Below are 20,174 nucleotides of genomic sequence, written 5' to 3' on the forward strand. Positions count from 1 at the left end.
ATTCGTCGCATTTTCATCAACGCATTGGCCATTTGCAAGCGGGCGCCGAACTTCCAGGGACGTAGGGCGAATCACCGTTCGCGGTTATCCGCCGATACACCGAAGCCACAGCCAACGCCCAGGTCAACCCCGGAGCCGCCGGGGACCAAGGCCAAACGGCGGATAACGCCGTAGGCGTTATGCGCCCTACGCCAGACCCGACCATGATGTAGGGCGCATAACCGTTCGCGGTTATCCGCCGCCTGGCCTGCCTCAGCGATACCACCGCGGGGTGTACACCCAATCGCCGCCACTGGCCCGCGGGAAGCGGCGGGTCAGCGACGAGCCGATGATCACCAGGGTGCGCATGTCCACCATCTCCGGCTGCAACTCGCCGAGGGTGAGCGTGCGCAGCGCCTCGGCCGGGCGGCCGATGTCGCGGCCGAGCACCACCAGGGTTTCCGGCGTGCGGTGCTGGCGGACGATCTCCAGGGCGCGGCCCAGTTGCCAGGGGCGGGCCTTGGAGATGGGGTTGTAGAAGGCCATGGCCAGGTCGGCGGCGCCGGCGTGGTCCAGGCGCTTTTCGATGACTTCCCAGGGCTTGAGGTTGTCCGACAGCGAGATCAGGCAGAAGTCGTGGCCCAGCGGCGCGCCGGCCTTGGCCGCGGCGGCCAGGGCGGCGGAGACGCCGGGCAGCACTTCCAGTTCGACGTTGTGCCAGTCGGCGTCGCTGCTTTCATGCAGCGCCTCGACCACCGCCGCGGCCATGGCGAACACGCCCGGGTCGCCGGACGACACCACCACCACCCGCCGGCCGCTGGCGGCCAGTTCGAAGGCGTGGCGGGCGCGCTGCATCTCCTCGCGGTTGTCGCTGCAGTGGCGCACCTGGTCCGCGCGCAGCGGTTCGGCCATCTTCACGTAGGTCTCGTAGCCGAGCAGGTCCTGGGCTTCGTCCAGGGCGCGGCGCACCGCCGGTGTCATGTGCTCGGCGGCGCCGGGGCCGAGGCCGATCACGCTCAGGCGCCCGCGTGGGCGGCCGATGCCGGCGGCCTGCTCGGGGGATTCGGCGAGGCGCAGGTGGATGCCATCCTGCGCCGCCGGCGAGGATTGCTCATCGATGAAGCGCAGCGGCACGTCGAGCGCCTTTGCGGCCTCGGCCAGGCTCGCATCGGCCATGTACCGGCGCGGAGCGAGCAGGGCGGCCAGGGCAGCCTCCGCCAGTCCGGACGCGTGCAAGGCCTGGCGGACTCGCTCGGCGAGGTTGTCCACAGGCGCGGCGACTTCCGCCAGCACCCGCCGTGGGTGGATCAGCAGTTCGTCGCGCTGCGCCGGGCGTGCCTCGCAGGTCACCCGCACGCTGCGCCTGGCGTCCTCGGCCAGCGGCAGGCGCGCTGCGGCCAGCCAGGGGGCGTCGCCGTCAATGCGCAGGCTTTCTCCACCCAGCAGGTCGGCGACGAAGCGCTTGCCCTGCTCGATGTCGGCCAGGGCGTAGCCTGGCGGCGGCTCCAGCAGGCAGGTGCCGAAGCGCAGCTCGCCGCTGGTGGTGATGGCCGGCGCCACGTCCAGCGCGGCGGCGATTTCCCGGGCCAGGCGGTTGACCCCGGCCAGGCCGCCCAGCAGCGGCACCACCGCGCTGCCGTCCTCGGCTACGGCCAGCACCGGTGGCTCCGCACCTTTTTCCTGCAGCGCCGGGGCCAGGCTGCGGATGACGATGCCGGCGGCGCACAGGGCGATGATCGGGGTGTCATTACGATAGAGCGCGCGCAGGGTGTCGCCGAAGTCCTGGTAGCTTTCCTCGGCGCCGTCGACGCGGCCCTGCAGGCCGTGGATGCGCGCCTGTGGATAAAGCGCCTGCAGGCGCCGGGCGGTGGCCAGGGCGCTGGCGCCGAGAATGACGATGGCGGGGGAGGCGTTCATCAACCGCGCCACCTCTGCCCGGGGATCACCACCATGGAGAAGTAGGGCGAGGCCATCGGGTCCACCTCGTCCAGCGGCACGATGCGCTGCTCGCGCATGGTTGCCCGTTCCACGTAGTGCGCGCCGCCGTCGCGGCCCAGTTCACGGAGCACGCGGCGGACCTTGTCGAAGTTGCGCCCGAGCTTCATCACCACCGCCGCGTCGGCGGCCGCCAGGCGCTGCTTCAGTTCGTCTTCCGGCAGCACGCCGGAGAGCACCGACAGGCTCTGGTTGCGGTACACCAGCGGCACGCCGAGCACCGCCGCGCTGCCCAGCATGGAGCACACGCCGGGCACCACTTCGGCCGGGTAGCGCTCGGCCAGGCGGTCGTGCAGGTACATGTAGGAGCCATAGAAGAACGGATCGCCCTCGCAGATCACCGCGACGTCGCGGCCGGCTTCCAGGTGGCCGGCGACCTGCTCGGCGGCGGTGTCGTAGAAGTCGCTGATGACGCCCTCGTAGGTCAGCGGCGGCTCCAGCTTCTCGGTGGTCACCGGGTACACCAGGGGCAGGCGCTGCTGGCTGTCGCCCAGGTGCTGCTCGATGATGCCGAAGGCGTTGCCGCCGTGGCCGGCGCGGTGCTTGGCCTTGGCCACGAAGTAGGCGACCACGGGCGCGGCTTGCAGCAGGCGCAGGGCCTTGAGGGTGATCAGCTCGGGGTCGCCGGGGCCGACGCCCAGGCCGAGCAGGCGGCCGGTCATCATTCCACCTCCGTGGCCAGGGCGTTCACCGCGGCGGCGGCCATGGCGCTGCCGCCGCGGCGGCCGCGGACGATGACGTAGGGCACGCCGCGGCTGTCGGCGGCGAGCAGGTCCTTGGATTCGGCGGCGCCGACGAAGCCCACCGGGAAGCCGAGGATCAGCGCCGGCTTCGGCGCGCCGGCGTCGAGCATTTCCAGCAGGTAGAACAGCGCGGTGGGGGCATTGCCGATCACCACCACGCTGCCTTCCAGGTGTTCGCGCCAGTGCTCCAGGGCTACCGCCGAGCGGGTGTTGCCCAGCTCGCGGGCCAGGGCCGGGACGTCCGCTTCGTTGAGCGTGCAGATCACCTCGTTGGCCGCCGGCAGGCGCGCGCGGGTGACGCCCTCGGCGACCATGCGCGCGTCGCAGAGGATCGGTGCGCCCGCCGCCAGGGCCGCGCGGCCGATGGCGCCGGCGCCGGGGGAGAAGCGCAGGTCCTGCACCACGTCGACCATGCCGCAGGCGTGGATCACCCGCACGGCGAGCTTTTCCAGGTCGGCGGGAATGGCCGAGAGGTCGGCCTCGGCGCGGATGGTGGCGAAGGACTGGCGGTAGATCGCCTGGCCGTCGCGGATGTAGTCAAGCATCGGGTAGGGCTCCGGGATCGCGCAGCCGGTCGGCCGCGGCGTCGAGGGTCAGGTCGCGCGCCAGCGGCTGGCCGAAGCCGGCGTGGCCGGGGGCGCGGCGGTAGAGGTCGTAGCGGCCGTCGGCGACGGCCAGCAGGGTCAGCGGCGCCACGTGGGCGGCGGCGCAGGAGCGCGGGCAGCCGCACAGGTGCACGCCGGCGGGCAGCGGCGCGCGCAGGCGTTCGGCCAGGCGCAGGGCGTCGGCCTTGGTGTCGGCCAGGCCGCGGGCGCAGCCGGCCGAGCCGCTGCAGGCCACCAGCCGGGACAGCGGCTGTGCGGCCGAGATGATCAGGCCCTGGCTGTCGAGTGCGGCGAGCACGGCGCTGGCGCGCGCAGCCGGCACGTTGGGCAGCAGCAGGCCCTGCCAGGGCGTCAGGCGCAGGCTGCCGTCGCCTTCGCGTTCGGCGAGATCGGCCAGTTCGCGCAGCAGCCCGCTGTGCAGGCGGCCGAGGACGAAGCCTGCGCCGACGCTGCACAGGCCGCCCTGGCGCTGCGGGCGGATGCCCAGGTGGGCGAAGGGCTCGACGGCGGCGCGGCGCCAGTCGGCCACGTCCTGTTGCAGCGGCAGATCGAGGCGCGCCAGCAGGTCTTGCGCGGGCACCTTCGCCAGCAACTGGCGCATGCGCGAGACGCCTTCTCCGGCCAGGTCGAGGAACAGGTTCAGCAGCGCCTCGACCAGGGCCGGCAGCTGTTCGCTGGCGACGGCGGCGAGCGCGGGTCTGTCCTGCGCGCGCAGCGGCGGGCAGCCGGCCAGGCCGAAGGCGAAGCGCCCGGCGTCCATGGCCGACAGCCAGATGTCGTGGGGGTGTTCGAGCATCGCCAGGGATTCGCCGCCATCCAGTTGCAGGGCGAACTTGGGCGACAGGCCGTGGAAGCGTGGCTCGTCCTGCAGCAGGTCGAGCAGCGTGGCGGCCAGCGGCGCGACATCCAGGGCCTGGGCCGGGTCGAGGCCGGCGGCGGGGCTGAGCAGCAGGTTGCGCACGTCGTCGGCGGCGGCCACCCGCGGGCCCAGCCCGGCCCGCAGCAGCTCGGCGGACAGCGCCGCGCCGGCGCCTTCGTGCACGCCGCGGATCTGCAGGTTGGCGCGGTTGGTCGCCTCCAGCACGCCGTCGGCATGGCGTTCGGCGGCGCGGGCGATGGCCCTGGCGCCGCTGGCGTCGAGGCGCCCGCCGGGCAGCTTGATGCGGCAGATGCCGCCATCGCCGGAAGCGACCACGCGCAGCAGCCCCGGGCAGGGCGACGGGCGGATTTCGACAGGGGGAACAGGCGGCAGATTCGGCACAGGGTCACCATGGCTGGGTCGCGGTGACCTTGCGGATCGCCCCTGATTGGGAGGATCTACAACATCGATACACCCCGCTCGATGCTTGCACACGCGACTGGTCCCGTCGGCAGGTCTCCTGGCTGGCAGGTCTTTGCCCGACGCGGCCTTCCCGGTTTCCCAGTGGCCAATGACGCGTGGACTCGCTGCTTACAGTTGCGGGGGCAGCCGCGCTTGGATGGCTCCTGCGCGTTCCCTCTTCGGCCCTGATGGGCACCGACGAAGGCTGTATTATGCCCGCTTTGCCCGACCCCTTGAAAACCCTGCCCGTCGAAACGCCGGCGGCGCAGTGTCGCAACGCAGAGGAACCCCCATGACGCCCTGGCTGACCATCGTCGGCATCGGCGAGGACGGCTATGCCGGCCTCGGCAAGACCGCCCGCCGCGCCCTGCTGGCGGCCAGCGATGTGTTCGGCGGCGAGCGCCAGCTGGCCCTGCTGCCGCCGTGCATCGGCGCGCAGCGCAGGCGCTGGCCGAGCCCCTTCGACATGGCGCCGTTGCTGGCGCGGCGCGGCACCCCCACCTGCGTGCTGGCCAGCGGCGACCCGCTGTTCTTCGGCGTGGGCGCGAGCCTCGCGCGGCAACTGCCGGCGGCGGAAATGCGCGTGCTGCCGGCGCCGTCCTCGGTGAGCCTGGCGGCGGCGCGGCTGGGCTGGGCGCTGCAGGACGTGGAGCTGCTGTCGCTGGTGGGCCGCCCGCTGGCGGCGCTGAACGCGCGCCTGCATCCGGGGCGCCGCCTGCTGGTGCTGTGCGCCGATGGCCGCAGCCCCGCAGCGGTGGCCGCGCTGTTGCGTGAACGCGGCTTCGCGCCGAGCCGGCTGAGCGTGCTGGAACACCTGGGCGGCGAGCGCGAGCGGCGCATCGACGGCCTGGCTGCCGACTGGTCGCTGGACGAGGCCGCTGCGCTCAACGTTCTGGCCATCGACTGCGTGGCCGGCGCCGATGCCCGGCGCCTGGCGCTGACCCCCGGCCTGCCCGACGACGCCTACCGCCACGACGGCCAGCTGACCAAGCGCGACGTGCGCGCGGTGACCCTCGCGCGCCTGGCCCCGGAGCCGGGCGAACTGCTCTGGGACGTCGGCGCCGGCTGCGGCTCCATCGGCATCGAGTGGATGCGCGCGCACCCCAGTTGCCGGGCCTTCGCCATCGAGGCCGAGGAAAGCCGTCTCGGGCACATCGCCCACAACCGCGACGCCCTCGGCGTGCCCAGCCTGCAACTGGTGGCCGGGCGCGCACCGGAAGCCCTGGAGGGCCTGGAGGCGCCGGACGCCATCTTCATCGGCGGCGGCGTCACCGTGCCGGGCGTGCTGGAGTATTGCTGGGATTGCCTCAAGCCCGGCGGCCGGCTGCTGGCCAACGCGGTGACCCTGCAGAGCGAGGCGGCCCTGGTCGGCTGGCGCGAACGCCACGGCGGCGAGCTGGTGCGCCTGCAGGTGGCCCAGGCGCAGCCCCTGGGCGGTTTCGACACTTGGCGCGCGGCCCTGCCGATCACCCTGCTGGCGGTGCGCAAGCCGTGAACGGCAAACGCATCCTGCTGCTGGGCGGCATCGGCGAGGCCCTGGCCATCGCCCGCCGCCTCGGTCCCGGTCACCTGTACAGCCTGGCCGGCCTGGGCAAGGTGCCGGACGACCTGGCCTGCCAGGTGCGTGTCGGCGGCTATGGTGGGGCAGAGGGCCTGGCGGATTTCATCGCCGGGCAGGGCTACGATCTGCTGCTCGACGCCACCCATCCCTATGCCGCGCAGATCAGCCGCAACGCCGCCCGCGCCGCGCAGCTGGCCGGCGTGTCCTGCTGGGCCCTACGCCGCCCCGGCTGGCAGCCCGGGCCCGGTGACGACTGGCGCGAGGTAGCAGGCTGGGCGCAGCTGATCGCCGCCCTGGCGCCGTTCCGCCGGCCGCTGTTCACCCTGGGGCGCGAGCCGCTGGAGCACCTCGGCGAAATTCCCGAACATCAGTTCTGGACCGTGCGCTGTTTGCAGAGCCTGCCCGGAACCGAACGCGCCGAGGTGCTGGGCGCGCGCGGGCCCTTCAGCCTGGAGGGCGAGCGCGAGCTGTTCGCGCGCCTGGGCACCGACGTGCTGGTGAGCAAGAACAGCGGCAGCCAGGCCACCGAGCCGAAGCTGCAGGTGGCGCGCGAGCGGGGCGTGCCGGTGCTGATCCTGGCGCGGCCGGAATTGCCCGAGGTGGATCGGCGGTTCGACAGCGTCGAGGCGTTGTGGATGGCGTTGGAGCCGCTTCTGTAGGGCCGGGTTCGCGAGCAAGAACTAGGCGTCCCCTCGCTCCTACGAAGAGCGTGTGTGCGCCGCCTATGGGAGCAACTGTCTTGCCCATCGCGCCGGGGCGCTTTCGTAGGATGGGTTGAGCATGCGAAACCCATGCTGCCATGGTGATGGGTATCGCTTCGCTCAACCCATCCTACGGGGGTGGAGGGTGCAGGGCTTGCTCGCGAACCGCCCGCCGACGCTCTAAGCTGCCCTTTTCGGCAAGGAGCCGGCAGATGCTGCGGATTCTCGGCAAGGCCTCATCGATCAACGTGCGCAAGGTGCTGTGGACCTGCGCCGAGCTGCAGCTTCCCTACGCCAGGGAAGACTGGGGCAGCGGTTTCCGCGCCACCGACCCGGAGGAATTCCTCGCGCTCAATCCCAATGCGCTGGTGCCGGTGCTGGTGGACGGCGATTTCGTGCTCTGGGAGAGCAATGCCATTTGCAGTTACCTCGCCAGCCAGTACCCGCGCGACGAGCTGCTGCCGTCCGCGCCTCGCGAACGGGCGCTGGTGGAGCAGTGGATGGGCTGGCAGGCCACCGAGCTGAACAACGCCTGGCGCTACGTGTTCATGGCGCGGGTGCGCAACAGCCCGGCTCATGCCGATGCCGCGGCCATCGCGGCGAGCGAGCGGGAATGGGGCCGGCTGATGGCGCTGCTCGACCGCCAGCTGGAGCGCACCGGCGCCCATGTCGCCGGCGAGCGTTTCAGCCTGGCCGACGTCGCCATCGGCCTGTCGGTGCAGCGCTGGTTCATGACGCCGATGCAGCGCCCCGAACTGCCTGCCGTGGCCGCCTATTACCAGCGGCTGGGCCAGCGTCCGGGGTTCTGCGAGCACGGTTGCAACGGCCTGCCCTGAGCCTGCTTCAGCGCAGGGGCAGGTCGCCGATGGCGCGGTATTCGGCGCCGAGGTTCGCGGCCAACTGGCGGGCGCGGCCCAGGCGCACGGGGCCGCTCTCGATGTCCACCAGCAGGCTGGCGCAGGGCAGCGGCGCCAGGGGCGGGCAGTCGCTCAGGCGGCCGTCGGTGACGATCAGCAGGCGCTGGCGTTCGCCGGGCTTGTGGCGCTGGCGCTGCTGCAGCCAGTCGGCGGCCTGGGCCAGCGCCTCGGGCAGCGGCGTGCCGCCGCCGGCGCCCAGTTCATGCAGCCAGTCGCGCAGCTGCGCCGAAGCCTTCTGCCCCTGCCACAGCCAGCGCGGCTGCCGCCCCGCGGCGTGCAGCACGGCCAGGCGCGCGCGTTGCCGGTAGGCCTGCTCGAAGACTTCCGCCAGCAGGCCCTTGGCCAGGCCCAGGGCGCCGTGCCGGCGGGTGCTGGCCGAGGCGTCGACGATCACCAGCCAGAGTTCGCGGGGCTTGGCGCTGCGGGCGCGCAGCACCAGGTCGTCACGTCTCTTCGGGCGCCCGCGCAGGAGGGTGGCCGGCCAGTCGATGCGCGACTGCGCGCCGTGCCGGCGGGCGCCGCTGCGGCCGCCGGCGAGTTGGCCGGGTGTGGGGCTGGCATCCGCGCCTGGGGCCGGGCGCGGGCGGATGCTCAGGGCTTTTTTGGCCAGCCCGGCAGTTCGCGGGCGGCGCCGGCGGGCACGGCGCGGGGCGGCAGTTCGCCCCACTGGCCTTCGTTTTGCGCGCCTTGTTCGGGCTGGTTGGCGACCGGGGCCTGGGGTGCCTGCGACTGTGCTGGCGGTGGCGGCGCATGGCGGCGGCGGTGGGCGAGGGCGAAGGGCTCCAGGGCGTCGATATCCTCCGTCGCGATGCGCTCGGCGCCGCGCCAGGCGGCATGGGCGCGGGCGCCGCGCAGCCAGACCAGGTCGGCGCGCAGGCCGTCCACCCCGGCGGCGTAGCAGCGCTCGGCGATGGCCTGCAGCGCGGCGTCGTCCAGGGGAATGCCGGGAAGACGCTGGCGGGCCTGGGCGCAGCGCTGGCGCAGGGCGTCCTGCTCGGCCTGCCAGTGGCCGAGGAAGGCCTGTGGGTCGGCGTCGAAGGCCAGGCGGCGGCGGACGATCTCGGCGCGCTCGGCCGGCGGCGGCGTGCCGCCCAGCTCGACCTTGAGGCCGAAGCGGTCCAGCAGTTGCGGGCGCAGTTCGCCTTCCTCGGGGTTCATGGTGCCGATCAGCACGAAGCGCGCCGGGTGGCTGTGGGACAGGCCGTCGCGCTCGACATGGTTGACGCCGCTGGCGGCCACGTCCAGCAGCAGGTCCACCAGGTGGTCGGGCAGCAGGTTCACCTCGTCGACGTAGAGCACGCCGCCGTCGGCGTTGGCCAGGATGCCCGGGGAGAAGCGCGCGCGGCCCTCGCCCAGGGCGGCGTCCAGGTCCAGGGTGCCGACGATGCGTTCCTCGCTGGCGCCCAGGGGCAGGGTGACGAAGCGCCCGCCGTCGAGCAGGTCGGCCACGCCCCGGGCCAGGGTCGACTTGGCCATGCCGCGCGGGCCCTCGATCAGCACCCCGCCGATGGCCGGGTCGATGGCGGCCAGGCACAGCGCCAGTTTCAGGTCGTCGGCGGCGACCACGGCGGCGAGGGGGAAGTGCGGTTGCATGGGCGTTACCTGCGGCGAGCTTGGGCGTGCATGGAAGGCGAATGGTAGCGAAGCCGGCGCGGCCGGGCGAGGCGCCGTCGATGAAGGCGATAGGAAAGGATGATTGAAAGCCCCGCGCCGATGCGGTAGCTTGGCCGGCATCTTGTGGAGATAACCATGCCGTCCAGCCTGTCCATCCAGTCCCTCGCCCGCCCCGGTGCCATCGGCTCCGCGGTCGTTCGCGCGCAGGTGCTGGCCGCTGCCGCCGGTTATTTCTTCTATGGGTATTGGTTTAGCCACAGGCGCGCCTGATACCCCACAGGCGCCCCAGCAAGCAGGGTCGCCAACCAGACAGTTTCACGAAACCCCGGTCGGCAACCCGACCGGGGTTTTTGTTTTTCCGGCCCACAAGGCCAACGCAATTCCAACAGAGGATCGAAACATGACCGCCTACACCACCTACCGCTATTACCGCACCTCCGACTGGCGATTTAGCAGCCGTACCGCTGCCACACCCGAACTACTCAGTCGAACACTCAGATAGCGCCGCGCGCGGCCATGACCGCGCCGGCCAAGGATGCCAGTCCATGAATTCCTCCGTTTCCGCCCTGATCCGCAACGACCTGCCGCAGTCCGCCGAAGTCCTCGAACTGCCGCGCCCCTCTGCCCGCCGCCGCGAACAGCCGCTGCCGGGCCCCGCCGAACTGCGCCAGCGCCTGCCGCTTTCCGCCGCCCTGGCCGAACGCGTACAGCATGACCGCCAGGCCATCCGCGCCATCCTCGACGGCCGCGACCCGCGCCTGCTGGTGGTGGTCGGCCCCTGTTCCCTGCACGACGCCGATTCCGCCCTCGACTACGCCGAACGCCTCGCCGCCCTGGCCCCCGAAGTGAGCGACCAGTTGCTGCTGGTGATGCGCGCCTACGTCGAGAAGCCGCGCACCACCGTCGGCTGGAAGGGCCTGGTGTACGACCCGCGCCTGGACGGCAGCGGCGACATGGCCGAGGGCCTGGCGCTGTCGCGCCGGCTGATGCTGGACATGCTCGAACGCGGCCTGCCGGTGGCCACCGAGCTGCTGCAACCGCTGGTGGCCGGCTACCTCGACGACCTGCTGGGCTGGGCGGCCATCGGCGCGCGCACCAGCGAATCCCAGGTACACCGCGAGATGGTCAGCGGCCTGGACCTGCCGGTGGGCTTCAAGAACGGCACCGACGGCAGCCTCGGCATCGCCTGCGACGCCATGCGCTCGGCGGCGCACCCGCACCAGCACTTCGGCATCGACGGCCTGGGCCGCCCGGCGCTGGTGCAGACCCTCGGCAACCCGGACACCCACCTGGTGCTGCGCGGCGGCCACGGTGGGCCGAACTACGACGTGGCCAGCGTGCGCGCGGCCCGCGAGGGGCTGGAGAAGCAGGGCATCCCGGCGCGGATCATGGTCGATTGCAGCCACGCCAACAGCGCCAAGGACCCGCTGCGCCAGCCGGCGGTGCTGGCCAGCGTGCTCGACCAGCGCCTGGGCGGCGACGCCTCGCTGCGCGGGGTGATGCTGGAGAGCCACCTGTTCGACGGCTGCCAGCCGCTGAAGGGCGAGCTGCGTTACGGGGTTTCCATTACCGATGGGTGCCTGGGGTGGGGTGGGACCGAGGCGTTGTTGCTGGATGCGGCGGGGCGGTTGCGGCGGGGGTAATGGGCTCGGCGTAGGGCGTATAACCGCGAACGGTTATACGCCCTACGTTACTGGATGCCTGTAGGAGCGAGCTTGCTCGCGAAGGGAGTTTCCCGGTCGTGTCGGTGCCAGGTATGAGAGCGCCCTCTCCCTAACCCTCGGCTGCGCGCCCCGCCCTGAAGGGAGAGGGGACCGTTCGGTGTGCTCGGGTATTTCGGAGTTAGCCGGCAGCGCCGAAGGTTTCCGGCAGAAACCACTCCTCCTCTCGGCGCGGACTAGCCCCCTCTCCCTTCAGGGAGAGGGCTGGGGAGAGGGGGCGGACTCAGCCGAAAACACTGGAGTCGCCGGCGAGCCCCTGTTCGCGAGCAAGCTCGCTCCTACGAAGAGCCAGCACGCGCCTCACTGCTCCTCGCTATCCACCAGAATGTTCTCCAACGCCTCGCGATACTCCCCAGGCTCCTGCCAAAGCCCACGCTGCTGCGCCTCCAGCAGGCGTTCGGCCATGTCGCGCAGGGCTTCGGGGTTGTGGCGCTGGATGAACTCGCGGGTGTCTTCGTCCAGCAGGTAGGCGTCGGCCAGTAGCTGGTACTGGTGGTCTTCCACCAGTTCGCTGGTGGCGTCGAAGGCGAACAGGTAGTCCACCGTGGCGGCCATTTCGAAGGCGCCCTTGTAGCCGTGGCGCTTCATCCCGGCGATCCATTTCGGGTTCACCGCGCGGGCGCGCAGCACGCGGCCGAGTTCTTCCTTCAGCGTGCGGATGCGCGGGTTGTCCGGCTGGCTGTGGTCGCCGTGGTAGCTGGCCACGCGGCGGTCCTGGATGACTTCGGCGGCGGCGAGCATGCCGCCCTGGAACTGGTAGTAGTCGTTGGAATCGAGGATGTCGTGCTCGCGGTTGTCCTGGTTGTGCAGCACCGCCTGCAGGCCGTCCAGGCGCTGGGCGAAGCGCTCGCGGGCCGGGGTGCCGTCGTCGCCGGCGCCGTAGGCGTAGCCGCCCCAGTTGAGGTAGGCCGCGGCGAGGTCGGCGCGGTTTTCCCAGTTGCGTTCCTCGATCACCCCTTGCACGCCCGCGCCGTAGGCGCCGGGCTGGGCGCCGAAGATGCGCCAGCCGGCCTGGCGCCGGGCTTCTTCCTCGGTCACGCCGCTGGCTTGCAGTTGCGTGCTTTCGGCGCGCACGCGGGCGGCCAGGGGGTTCAGGTCTTCCGGCTCGTCCAGCGCGGCCACGGCTTGCACCGCGGCGTCGAACAGGCGGATGAGGTTGGCGAAGGCGTCGCGGAAGAACCCGGAGACGCGCAGGGTCACGTCCACCCGCGGGCGGTCGAGCAGGCTCAGCGGCAGGATCTCGAAGTCTTCCACGCGCTGGCTGCCGGCCTGCCACACCGGGCGCACGCCGAGCAGCGCCAGGGCCTGGGCGATGTCGTCGCCGCCGCTGCGCATGGTCGCCGTGCCCCACACCGAAAGGCCGAGCTGGCGCAGGTGGTCGCCGTGGTCCTGCAGGTGGCGCTCCAGCAGGCGGCTGGCGGACTGGAAGCCGAGGCGGTAGGCGGTGGGCGTGGGCAGGTTGCGCACGTCCACGGTGAAGAAGTTGCGCCCGGTGGGCAGCACGTCCAGGCGCCCGCGGCTGGGCGCGCCGCTGGGGCCGGCGGGGACGAAGCGGCCGTCCAGCCCGGCGAGCAACTGGCCGATCTCGTTGGCGCCGCAGGCATCCAGTAGCGGCGCCACGTTTTCCCGCAGTTGCCGGAGGACCAGCGCGCTGGCTTCGCCGGGGCCGTCGAGGTTGTGCTCGATCAATTGCAGGGCCAGCAGTTCCAGGCGCTCGCGGGTGTCGCCGTTGCTGCGCCAGGGTTCGTCGCTGACGGCTTGCAGCACCTCGGGACGCGGGCCTTCCCAGGGCTCGGCGAAGTTGCTGTCCAGCGGATCGCGGCCCAGTTGCAGGTCCGCCGCCAGGGCGCGCAGCAGGCTGGCGTTGCCGCCCTTGCCGTCGCCCCGGGGGATGCGCACCAGCGACAGCAGGGTATCGCGGCGCAGCTGGCCTGCCGGCGATTCGCCGAACACGTGCAGGCCGTCGCGAATCTGCGATTCCTTGAGGTCGCAGAGGTAGGCGTCCAGTTGCGGCAACCAGCTGTCTTCGTCGTCGTTGAGTTGCAGGCCCAGCTCGCGGTCCAGGGCGGCGGCGCGCACCGCGTCGAGGATTTCCCCGCGCAGTTGCACGGCGCGGCGCGGGTCCAGCAGCGAGGCGTCGTAGTACTCGTCGGCCAGGCGCTCCAGGTCGCGCAGCGGGCCGTAGTTCTCGGCGCGGGTCAGCGGCGGCATCAGGTGGTCGATGATCAGCGCCTGGCTGCGGCGCTTGGCCTGGGCGCCCTCGCCGGGGTCGTTGACGATGAACGGGTAGAGGTTCGGCAGCGGGCCGAGGATCGCGTCCGGCCAGCATTCCTCGGACAGGCCCACGCCCTTGCCCGGCAGCCATTCGAGGTTGCCGTGCTTGCCGACGTGGATCACCGCGTCGGCGCCGAAGGCCTCGCGCAGCCAGAAGTAGAAGGCCAGGTAGCCGTGCGGCGGGACCAGCGCCGGGTCGTGGTAGATGGCCGCCGGGTCGAGCTGGTAGCCGCGCGCCGGCTGGATGCCGACGAAGGCCAGGCCCAGGCGCAGGCCGGCGACCATCATGCGGCCGTTGCGGTGCATCGGGTCCTGCTCGGGCTCGCCCCAGCGCTCGCGCACGGCGCGCTGGTTGGCCTCGGGCAGGCGCGCGAAGCAGGCCAGGTAGTCGGCCAGCGCCAGGCTCTGGGCGCAGGGGCGCAGGTCGAGGTTGTCGAGGTCGTTGCTCACGCCGCCGAGCAGGCTGTGGATAAGCGCATCGCCAGTCTCCGGCAGGCCGACCACCGGGTAGCCCGAGGCTTCCATGGCGCGCAGGATGTTCAGCGCCGCGGCGGGCGTGTCCAGGCCGACGCCGTTGCCGATGCGCCCGTCGCGGGTCGGGTAGTTGGCCAGGATCAGCGCCACGCGCTTGTCGGCGTTGGCCTTGCGCGCCAGCAGCACCCAGCGCCGCGCCAGCTCGGCGACGAAGTCCATGCCCGGGCGGTGCGCCAGGTAGCAGACCACGTCGCTCTGGCTGCGCTCGCTGCGCCAGGCCAGGCCCTTGAAGCTGACGGGGCGGGTGATCAGGCGGCCGTCCAGCTCCGGCAGCGCCACGTGCATGGCCAGGTCGCGCGGGCCCAGGCCCTGGGCGTTGGCGCGCCACAGTTCGAGGTTGTCCAGCGAGCAGATGGCTTGCAGCACCGGCACGTCGCGGCGGAACGGGCGGGCCTGGGGCGCGTCCGGGTTGGACTGGGCGAAGCCGGTGGTGTTGATGATCAGCTCGGCGCAGGCCTCGTCCAGCAGCGCCTCGACCTGCTCCAGGCAGGCCGCTTCCTTGAGGCTGGCCACGGCGATCGGCAGCGGGTTGAGCTGCTGCGCGCGCAGGCTGGCGCAGAAGGTGTCGATGAAGCCGGTGTTCGCCGCTTGCAGGTGGGTGCGGTAGAACAGCAGCGCCGCCACCGGCCAGCCGGGGTTCCACTCGGCCTGCCAGTGGGTGAGGGTGGCTTCAGCGTGGCCGGGATGGTGCAGGGCGACGCGGGGCAGGGCGCGCGGTTCGTTCCAGGGATAGGCGCGGTCCAGGTACTGGCTGGCCAGGTTGGCGAAGAACTGCCGGGCGTTGTCCAGGCCGCCCTGGCGCAGGTACTGCCAGAGGCGTTCGGCCTCCTCGGGGGGCACGCTGCACAGCGCGCTGAGTTCGGGGTCGGGCTTGTCGTCGCCGGGCACCAGGATCAGCGTGGCGCCGCGCCCGGCCAGGGCCACCAGTTGCTCGATGCCGTAGCGCCAGTAGCCGACGCCGCCGTGCACCGAGATCAGGATGACCTTGGCGTGCCGCAGCACCTCGTCGACGTAGAGGTCCACCGAGGCGTGGTTCTGCAACTGCATGGGGTTGGCCAGGCGCAGGCTCGGGTAGTCGTCGGGCAGTGCGCGGGCGGCCTCGGCGAGCAGCGCCAGGTGCGAGTCGCCGCTGCAGAGGATGACCAGCTCGGCGGGCGTCTGGGCCAGGTGGGCGATGCCGTCGTCGGGGACGAAGCCGCCGGGTTGGGTGCGCAGCAGGTGCATGCGGGGGACCTCTTTCGCTCGGTCAGGAGCGCCCTCTCCCCAGCCCTCTCCCTGAAGGGAGAGGGGGCCGGTTCGGTGTGCGCGCGGACATTGTGCTTACCGATGGGCATGGCCCGTGCTCGTGCGCTGGCATATCGGCGAAGCGCCGGATCAGCCCCCCTCTCCCTCCGGGAGAGGGGTTGGGGGTGAGGGTATTCACGCCAGCGCGGTGCGCAACTCGTTGGCGATGGCGGCCTGGTCCAGCTCCTGGCCGATCACCACCAGGCGGGTGGCGCGGGTTTCGTCGCTCAGCCACTGGCGGTCGAAGTGCTTGTCGAAGCGCTTGCCCACGCCTTGCACCAGCAGGCGCATGGGCTTGCCGGGGATGGCCGCGAAGCCCTTGACGCGCAGCACCGCGTGGCGCTCCACCAGTTGGCCGAGGGCGGCGAGCAGGGCCTGTTCCTGCACTTCCGGGAGGTCGACGTGGAAGGAGTCGAACTCGTCGTGGTCGTGGTCCCCATGGCCTTCGTGGTCGTGGTGGGTGGGGCGGCTGTCGATGTGCAGCTCGGCCTCGGCGTTGAGCCCCAGCAGCACCGACAGCGGCAGCTGGCCGGCGCTGGCTTCGACGATCTTCACCGCCGGCGGCAGTTCTTCGGATACGTGCGCGCGCACTTGCGCGAGGGCGTCGGCATCGAGCAGGTCGGCCTTGTTCAGCACCACCAGGTCGGCGCTGGCCAACTGGTCTTCGAACAGCTCGTGCAGCGGCGATTCGTGGTCCAGGTTCGGGTCCTGCCTGCGCTGCTCGTCCACCTGCTCGGGATGCGCGGCGAAGGTGCCGGCGGCCACTGCCGGGCTGTCGACCACGGTGATCACCGCGTCGACCGTGCAGGCATTGCGGATTTCCGGCCACTGGAAGGCCTGCACCAGGGGCTTGGGCAGGGCCAGGCCGGAGGTCTCGATGAGGATCTGGTCCAGCTCGCCGCGACGCGCCACCAGTTCGCGCATTACCGGGAAGAATTCTTCCTGCACGGTGCAGCACAGGCAGCCGTTGGCCAGTTCGAAGACGCGGCCCACGGCTTCTTCTTCGCTGCAGCCGATGGAGCATTGCTTGAGGATTTCGCCGTCGATGCCCAGTTCGCCGAACTCGTTGACGATCACCGCGATGCGGCGACCTTCGGCGTTGTCGAGCATGTGCCGGAGCAGGGTGGTCTTCCCGGCGCCTAGGAAGCCGGTGACGATGGTGACGGGGAGCTTGGCCAGGGTTTGCATGGTCGCCTCTGCGCTGCGATGGCGGGAGGCAGAGGCGCGCGCACGGAGGTTCCGCGCGTCGGAAGCCGCCACCGGATCACCCCGCCCGGTTGTGGTAATGCTGGTTCGAGGCAGGTCTCCTGGCTCACGATCCGGCTTGCGCCTGGCCTTCGCCTTCCCGCCCGTGGGCAGTGGCATTCGAAGGGGTTTGGATCGTTCACAGTTGCGGGGGCAGCCGTGGCCTTGACCACGTTCCCTCTTAGCTCCGGCGCCGGGCCGGAGAACCTCGAAGCGGCAAAGGCTACGCAGTGCCCGGCGGGCGGTCAATCGCCGCCGGGCCGGTTGACGCTCTGCCTGGGCCGTGCTGTGCTGCCCGGCGATTGCCCGTGGAAGGATCGCCCGCGTGATACTGGTTGCCGGACTGGGGTGCCGCCGTGGCTGCGGCGCCGACGAACTGCTCGCCCTGCTGCGCGCCTGCCTGCGCGAGGCCGGCCTCGACGAGGCGGCGCTGAGCGCCTTGGCCAGCAGCGAGGCCAAGGCCCTGGAAGGCGGCCTGCGCGACCTGTCGCGGCAACTGCGCCTACCCCTGGAACTGCTGGATGCGCAGCGCCTGGCGCCATATGAGCAGCGGCTGACTTCCACTTCCGAGCGGGCTCGCCAGGTCACCGGCAGCGCTGGCGTGGCTGAGGCTGCTGCCCTGGCATTGGCCGAAGCGCTGGCCGAGGGCCCGGCGCGGCTGGTGGTGCCCAAGCGGCGCAGCGCCAACGCCACCTGCGCGCTGGCCATGGCGCCGGCTCTGATGGGATAGCGGGCTGGGGTAGACTGCGCCTTTCCCGATCCGAAGCGAAACGCCCATGACGGTCTATTTCATCGGCGCCGGCCCCGGCGATCCCGAGCTCATCACGGTCAAGGGCCAGCGTCTGCTGCGCAGCTGCCCGGTGATCCTCTACGCCGGCTCGCTGGTGCCCGAGGCGGTGCTCGAAGGGCACGGCGCCGAGGTGGTGGTGAACACCGCCGAGTTGCATCTGGAGCAGATAGTCGCGCTGCTGGCCGAGGCCCACACGAAAGGCCAGGACGTGGCCCGCGTGCATTCCGGCGACCCTTCGCTGTACGGCGCCATCGGCGAGCAGATCCAGCACCTGCGCCGGCTCGGCATTCCCTACGAGATCGTCCCCGGCGTCACTGCAACTGCCGCCTGCGCCGCGCTGCTGGGCTGCGAGCTGACGCTGCCGGAGGTGTCGCAGACGCTGATTCTCACCCGCTACGCCAGCCGCACGAAGATGCCCGAGGGGGAATCCCTGGGCGACCTGGCGCGGCACCGGGCGAGCATGGCCATCCACCTGGGCGTGGGCCAGCTGGAGAAGATCGTCGCGGAGCTGTTGCCGCACTACGGCGCGGACTGCCCGATCGCGGTGATCCACCGCGCCAGTTGGCCGGATCAGGACCAGGTCAGCGGCACCCTCGGAGACATCCTGCCCAAGGCCCGGGCCAAGGGCTTCAAGCGGACTGCGCTGATTCTGGTCGGGCGGGTGCTGGCGGCGGAGGGGGGCGGCGAGTCGTCGTTGTATAGCGCGGGGCATGCACATCTGTATCGGCCGGATTGATGGCAGATGGCTGGGGCTTGTTTGTAGGAGCGAGCTTGCTCGCGAATGGTGCCAACCGGATGCTCTGGTGCTGGGTGTGGCGCCTTTCCCTCTCCCCAGCCCTCTCCCTGAAGGGAGAGGGGGCTTGTCCGTGCCGAGAGGAGGAGTGGTTTCAGCCGGAAACCGCCGAGACAGCCGGCTAACTGCAGCACATCCAACTCTGCCCAACGGTCCCCTCTCCCTTCAGGGAGAGGGTTAGGGAGAGGGCGCTCTTAAACCCGGCCCCACAGCCCCCCGCCGTGGCGATGGCGTTTCTCCGCACCTTGCAGGAGCAACTGTCTGCTCCGAGGCGCTCTTCGTAGGATGGGTTGAGCTTGCGAAACCCATGCGGTTGCGCTGATGGGTATCGCTTCGCTCAACACCATCCTACGAAGAGCCATGCTCGCTCATCCCGTAGGAGCGGATTCATCCGCGATGATGCCTACGCCATCCAATCATCCGGCCCACGTCCGGGCAGGCCGTGGCGGATGTACCAGCGCACGCCCAGGTGCAGGCCCAGGGCGGTGCCCACTGTCAGCAGGATCGTCAGGGTTTCCGCGTCCATGGTCGCTGTCCTTCGTCCGGGGTCTGGTCTGACAGCCTATGCCTGCGGCAATCTGTCGCACAGATACAGATCCTGTCCGAATGTACGGAGCAGCGCTACAGCGACTGGATGATCCGCCCCAGGGTCTCCATGGCCTTTTCGCTGCGCGGCGTCCAGGGGTGGCCGTAGTTCAGCCGCAGGCAGTGGCGGAAGGCGCGGGTGGCGGAGAAGATCGGCCCGGGGGCGATGCTGATGCCCTGGGCGTGGGCGAGCTGGAACAGCTTCAGCGCGTCGATGCGTTCGGGCAGTTCCAGCCAGAGGAAGTAGCCGCCGCTGGGGCGGGTCACCCGCGTCGCTTCGGGGAAGTGCCGGGACACCGCGGCGAGCATGGCGTGCTGCTGGCTTTCCAGGGCGTGGCGCAGCTTGCGCAGGTGGCGGTCGTAGCCGCCGTGCTGCAGGTAGTCGGCGATGGCCGCCTGGGCCGGCACCGAGGCCGACAGGCTGGTCATCAGCTTCAGGCGCTCGATCTGCTCGTGGAAGCGCCCGCCAGCCACCCAGCCGACGCGGTAGCCCGGCGCCAGGCTCTTGGAGAAGCTGCCGCAGTGCATCACCAGGCCCTCAGCGTCGTAGGCCTTCACCGGCTTGGGCGCCTGCTGGGCGAAGTACAGCTCGGCGTAGACGTCGTCCTCGATCAGCGGCACCTGGTGCTTGCCCAGCAGGCCGGCGAGGGCGCGCTTGCTGTCCTCGCCCATGCTCGCGCCCAGCGGGTTCTGGAAGTTGCTCATGAACCAGCAGGCCTTGATCGGCAGGCGCTCCAGGCTGTCGGCCAGCACCTGCAGGTCGATGCCCTCGCGCGGGTGTACGGGGATTTCCACGGCCTTGAGCTTGAGCCGCTCCAGCACCTGCAGGGTGGCGTAGAAGGCCGGCGCCTCGATGGCCACCAGGTCGCCGGGCTGGGTGACCACCTGCAGGCACAGGTTCAGCGCCTCCAGCGCGCCGTTGGTCACGACCAGTTCCTCCACCGGCAGCGGCGTGCCGTTGACCATGTAGCGCAGGGCGATCTGCCGGCGCAGGGCGTGGCTGCCCGGGGTCATGTCGGCCACCGCGGCGCGCGGCTCCATGTCGCGCACGGCATGGGCCATGGAGCGCGCCAGGCGCGGCAGGGGGAACAGTTCCGGAGCGGGGAAGGCCGAGCCGAAGGGCACGGTGTCCGGGTCCTTGATCGAGCTGAGCACCGAGAACACCAGCTCGCTGACGTCCACCTCGGTGGTCTGCGCCTCGTGGCGGGCGATCTCCGGTTCGGCCAGGGCGCGGCGTACGTGCTCGCGGACGAAGTAGCCGGAGCGCGCGCGGGCCACGATCAGGCCGCGGTCTTCCAGCAGGTAGTAGGCCTGGAACACGGTGGAGGCGCTGACCCCGTAGGTGCGGCTGGCGTGCCGTACCGAGGGCACCTTCTGCCCGGGGGCGAGCACCCCGTTGCGGATCAGTTCGGCGATCTCGTCGGCGAATTTCTCGTAGCGCTTCATCTTGTCCCGGGGGCCGTTGGGGAGCTCCCACTCTAGGCGTTGCGCGGCGCCGCCGCCATGCCGCGG

General features: G+C 71.3%; 17 protein-coding genes and 2 riboswitches. Of the genes, 7 read left to right on the forward strand and 10 right to left on the reverse strand.

Annotated elements, in window-relative coordinates:
* Positions 1 to 252 precede the first annotated feature (252 nt).
* The 4 genes from cobJ to cobG are packed head-to-tail and all read right to left on the reverse strand — an operon-like array spanning position 253 to position 4,583.
* Positions 253 to 1,896, reverse strand: a complete 1,644-nt coding sequence (gene cobJ / locus PcP3B5_RS04010; RefSeq protein ID WP_061560610.1) for a precorrin-3B C(17)-methyltransferase — start codon at positions 1,894 to 1,896, stop codon at positions 253 to 255.
* Positions 1,896 to 2,639: a precorrin-2 C(20)-methyltransferase gene (locus PcP3B5_RS04015; RefSeq protein WP_162493537.1), complete on the reverse strand. Its 744-nt coding sequence runs from the start codon at positions 2,637 to 2,639 to the stop codon at positions 1,896 to 1,898. The genes cobJ and PcP3B5_RS04015 overlap by 1 nt, the downstream gene beginning before the upstream one ends.
* Positions 2,636 to 3,262, reverse strand: coding sequence for a precorrin-8X methylmutase (locus tag PcP3B5_RS04020; RefSeq protein ID WP_043273429.1), 627 nt, complete (start codon positions 3,260 to 3,262; stop codon positions 2,636 to 2,638). The genes PcP3B5_RS04015 and PcP3B5_RS04020 overlap by 4 nt, the downstream gene beginning before the upstream one ends.
* Positions 3,255 to 4,583 carry a precorrin-3B synthase gene (gene cobG, locus PcP3B5_RS04025; RefSeq protein ID WP_043315301.1) on the reverse strand — a complete coding sequence of 443 codons (1,329 nt, stop codon included), beginning with the start codon at positions 4,581 to 4,583 and terminating at the stop codon, positions 3,255 to 3,257. The genes PcP3B5_RS04020 and cobG overlap by 8 nt, the downstream gene beginning before the upstream one ends.
* Positions 4,584 to 4,674: 91 nt before the next feature.
* Positions 4,675 to 4,858, reverse strand: a riboswitch (cobalamin riboswitch).
* A gap of 77 nt (positions 4,859 to 4,935) precedes the next feature.
* On the opposite strand from cobG, the gene PcP3B5_RS04030 reads away from it, so the two are divergent.
* From PcP3B5_RS04030 to PcP3B5_RS04040, 3 genes are all read left to right on the forward strand, one after another.
* The gene (locus PcP3B5_RS04030; RefSeq protein WP_043315300.1) at positions 4,936 to 6,138 is read left to right on the forward strand and encodes a bifunctional cobalt-precorrin-7 (C(5))-methyltransferase/cobalt-precorrin-6B (C(15))-methyltransferase; all 1,203 of its coding nucleotides are present in this window, start codon (positions 4,936 to 4,938) and stop codon (positions 6,136 to 6,138) included.
* On the forward strand, positions 6,135 to 6,863 hold the full coding sequence (locus PcP3B5_RS04035; RefSeq protein ID WP_061560612.1) for a cobalt-precorrin-6A reductase: 729 nt from the start codon (positions 6,135 to 6,137) through the stop codon (positions 6,861 to 6,863). The genes PcP3B5_RS04030 and PcP3B5_RS04035 overlap by 4 nt, the downstream gene beginning before the upstream one ends.
* Before the next feature lie 254 nt (positions 6,864 to 7,117).
* A complete protein-coding gene (locus PcP3B5_RS04040) occupies positions 7,118 to 7,741 on the forward strand; it encodes a glutathione S-transferase family protein (RefSeq protein ID WP_061560613.1) in 624 nt (207 codons plus the stop codon).
* Positions 7,742 to 7,748: 7 nt separating this feature from the next.
* Here PcP3B5_RS04040 and PcP3B5_RS04045 read toward each other — a convergent pair whose 3' ends face one another.
* On the reverse strand, positions 7,749 to 8,432 hold the full coding sequence (locus PcP3B5_RS04045) for a vWA domain-containing protein (RefSeq protein WP_236695193.1): 684 nt from the start codon (positions 8,430 to 8,432) through the stop codon (positions 7,749 to 7,751).
* Positions 8,414 to 9,415 (reverse strand): magnesium chelatase ATPase subunit I, encoded by a 1,002-nt coding sequence (locus PcP3B5_RS04050; protein ID WP_043315297.1) that lies wholly within the window; start codon positions 9,413 to 9,415, stop codon positions 8,414 to 8,416. The genes PcP3B5_RS04045 and PcP3B5_RS04050 overlap by 19 nt, the downstream gene beginning before the upstream one ends.
* A 156-nt stretch (positions 9,416 to 9,571) precedes the next feature.
* Between PcP3B5_RS04050 and PcP3B5_RS32300 the strand changes: the two genes are divergently transcribed.
* A complete protein-coding gene (locus PcP3B5_RS32300) occupies positions 9,572 to 9,706 on the forward strand; it encodes a hypothetical protein (RefSeq protein WP_257724148.1) in 135 nt (44 codons plus the stop codon).
* 275 nt (positions 9,707 to 9,981) lie between these two features.
* Positions 9,982 to 11,079 carry a 3-deoxy-7-phosphoheptulonate synthase gene (locus PcP3B5_RS04055; protein WP_061560614.1) on the forward strand — a complete coding sequence of 366 codons (1,098 nt, stop codon included), beginning with the start codon at positions 9,982 to 9,984 and terminating at the stop codon, positions 11,077 to 11,079.
* Positions 11,080 to 11,457: 378 nt separating this feature from the next.
* On the opposite strand, the gene cobN is transcribed toward PcP3B5_RS04055, so the two are convergent.
* Together cobN and cobW are read right to left on the reverse strand one after the other, a co-directional pair.
* Complete coding sequence (cobN, locus tag PcP3B5_RS04060; RefSeq protein ID WP_061560615.1) at positions 11,458 to 15,189, reverse strand: cobaltochelatase subunit CobN; 3,732 nt, start codon at positions 15,187 to 15,189, stop codon at positions 11,458 to 11,460.
* A gap of 195 nt (positions 15,190 to 15,384) precedes the next feature.
* Positions 15,385 to 16,437 (reverse strand): cobalamin biosynthesis protein CobW, encoded by a 1,053-nt coding sequence (gene cobW, locus PcP3B5_RS04065; protein WP_043315292.1) that lies wholly within the window; start codon positions 16,435 to 16,437, stop codon positions 15,385 to 15,387.
* 92 nt (positions 16,438 to 16,529) lie between these two features.
* A riboswitch (cobalamin riboswitch) is annotated at positions 16,530 to 16,720 on the reverse strand.
* A 99-nt stretch (positions 16,721 to 16,819) separates the two neighbouring features.
* Between cobW and PcP3B5_RS04070 the strand changes: the two genes are divergently transcribed.
* Complete coding sequence (locus PcP3B5_RS04070) at positions 16,820 to 17,224, forward strand: cobalamin biosynthesis protein (protein ID WP_058071829.1); 405 nt, start codon at positions 16,820 to 16,822, stop codon at positions 17,222 to 17,224.
* Between the two features lie 46 nt (positions 17,225 to 17,270).
* Complete coding sequence (cobM, locus tag PcP3B5_RS04075; protein WP_061560616.1) at positions 17,271 to 18,020, forward strand: precorrin-4 C(11)-methyltransferase; 750 nt, start codon at positions 17,271 to 17,273, stop codon at positions 18,018 to 18,020.
* A 460-nt stretch (positions 18,021 to 18,480) separates the two neighbouring features.
* Here the strand turns inward: cobM and PcP3B5_RS32305 are convergent, their stop codons facing one another.
* Both PcP3B5_RS32305 and mapR read right to left on the reverse strand, forming a co-directional pair.
* On the reverse strand, positions 18,481 to 18,603 hold the full coding sequence (locus tag PcP3B5_RS32305; protein WP_009617223.1) for a hypothetical protein: 123 nt from the start codon (positions 18,601 to 18,603) through the stop codon (positions 18,481 to 18,483).
* Between the two features lie 95 nt (positions 18,604 to 18,698).
* Positions 18,699 to 20,108 carry a GntR family transcriptional regulator MpaR gene (gene mapR, locus PcP3B5_RS04080; protein WP_061560617.1) on the reverse strand — a complete coding sequence of 470 codons (1,410 nt, stop codon included), beginning with the start codon at positions 20,106 to 20,108 and terminating at the stop codon, positions 18,699 to 18,701.
* Positions 20,109 to 20,174 lie beyond the last annotated feature (66 nt).

This window comes from Pseudomonas citronellolis (assembly GCF_001586155.1).
Taxonomy (GTDB): domain Bacteria; phylum Pseudomonadota; class Gammaproteobacteria; order Pseudomonadales; family Pseudomonadaceae; genus Pseudomonas; species Pseudomonas citronellolis.

Bases quoted from the DNA above. Each gene is read 5' to 3' on its own strand.
- cobJ (WP_061560610.1), bottom strand. From the start codon at position 1,896: ATGAACGCCTCCCCCGCCATCGTCATTCTCGGCGCCAGCGCCCTGGCC.
- PcP3B5_RS04015 (WP_162493537.1), bottom strand. From the start codon at position 2,639: ATGATGACCGGCCGCCTGCTCGGCCTGGGCGTCGGCCCCGGCGACCCC.
- PcP3B5_RS04020 (WP_043273429.1), bottom strand. From the start codon at position 3,262: ATGCTTGACTACATCCGCGACGGCCAGGCGATCTACCGCCAGTCCTTC.
- PcP3B5_RS04030 (WP_043315300.1), top strand. From the start codon at position 4,936: ATGACGCCCTGGCTGACCATCGTCGGCATCGGCGAGGACGGCTATGCC.
- PcP3B5_RS04040 (WP_061560613.1), top strand. From the start codon at position 7,118: ATGCTGCGGATTCTCGGCAAGGCCTCATCGATCAACGTGCGCAAGGTG.
- PcP3B5_RS04050 (WP_043315297.1), bottom strand. From the start codon at position 9,415: ATGCAACCGCACTTCCCCCTCGCCGCCGTGGTCGCCGCCGACGACCTG.
- PcP3B5_RS32300 (WP_257724148.1), top strand. From the start codon at position 9,572: ATGCCGTCCAGCCTGTCCATCCAGTCCCTCGCCCGCCCCGGTGCCATC.
- PcP3B5_RS04055 (WP_061560614.1), top strand. From the start codon at position 9,982: ATGAATTCCTCCGTTTCCGCCCTGATCCGCAACGACCTGCCGCAGTCC.
- cobN (WP_061560615.1), bottom strand. From the start codon at position 15,189: ATGCACCTGCTGCGCACCCAACCCGGCGGCTTCGTCCCCGACGACGGC.
- cobW (WP_043315292.1), bottom strand. From the start codon at position 16,437: ATGCAAACCCTGGCCAAGCTCCCCGTCACCATCGTCACCGGCTTCCTA.
- cobM (WP_061560616.1), top strand. From the start codon at position 17,271: ATGACGGTCTATTTCATCGGCGCCGGCCCCGGCGATCCCGAGCTCATC.
- PcP3B5_RS32305 (WP_009617223.1), bottom strand. From the start codon at position 18,603: ATGGACGCGGAAACCCTGACGATCCTGCTGACAGTGGGCACCGCCCTG.
- mapR (WP_061560617.1), bottom strand. From the start codon at position 20,108: ATGAAGCGCTACGAGAAATTCGCCGACGAGATCGCCGAACTGATCCGC.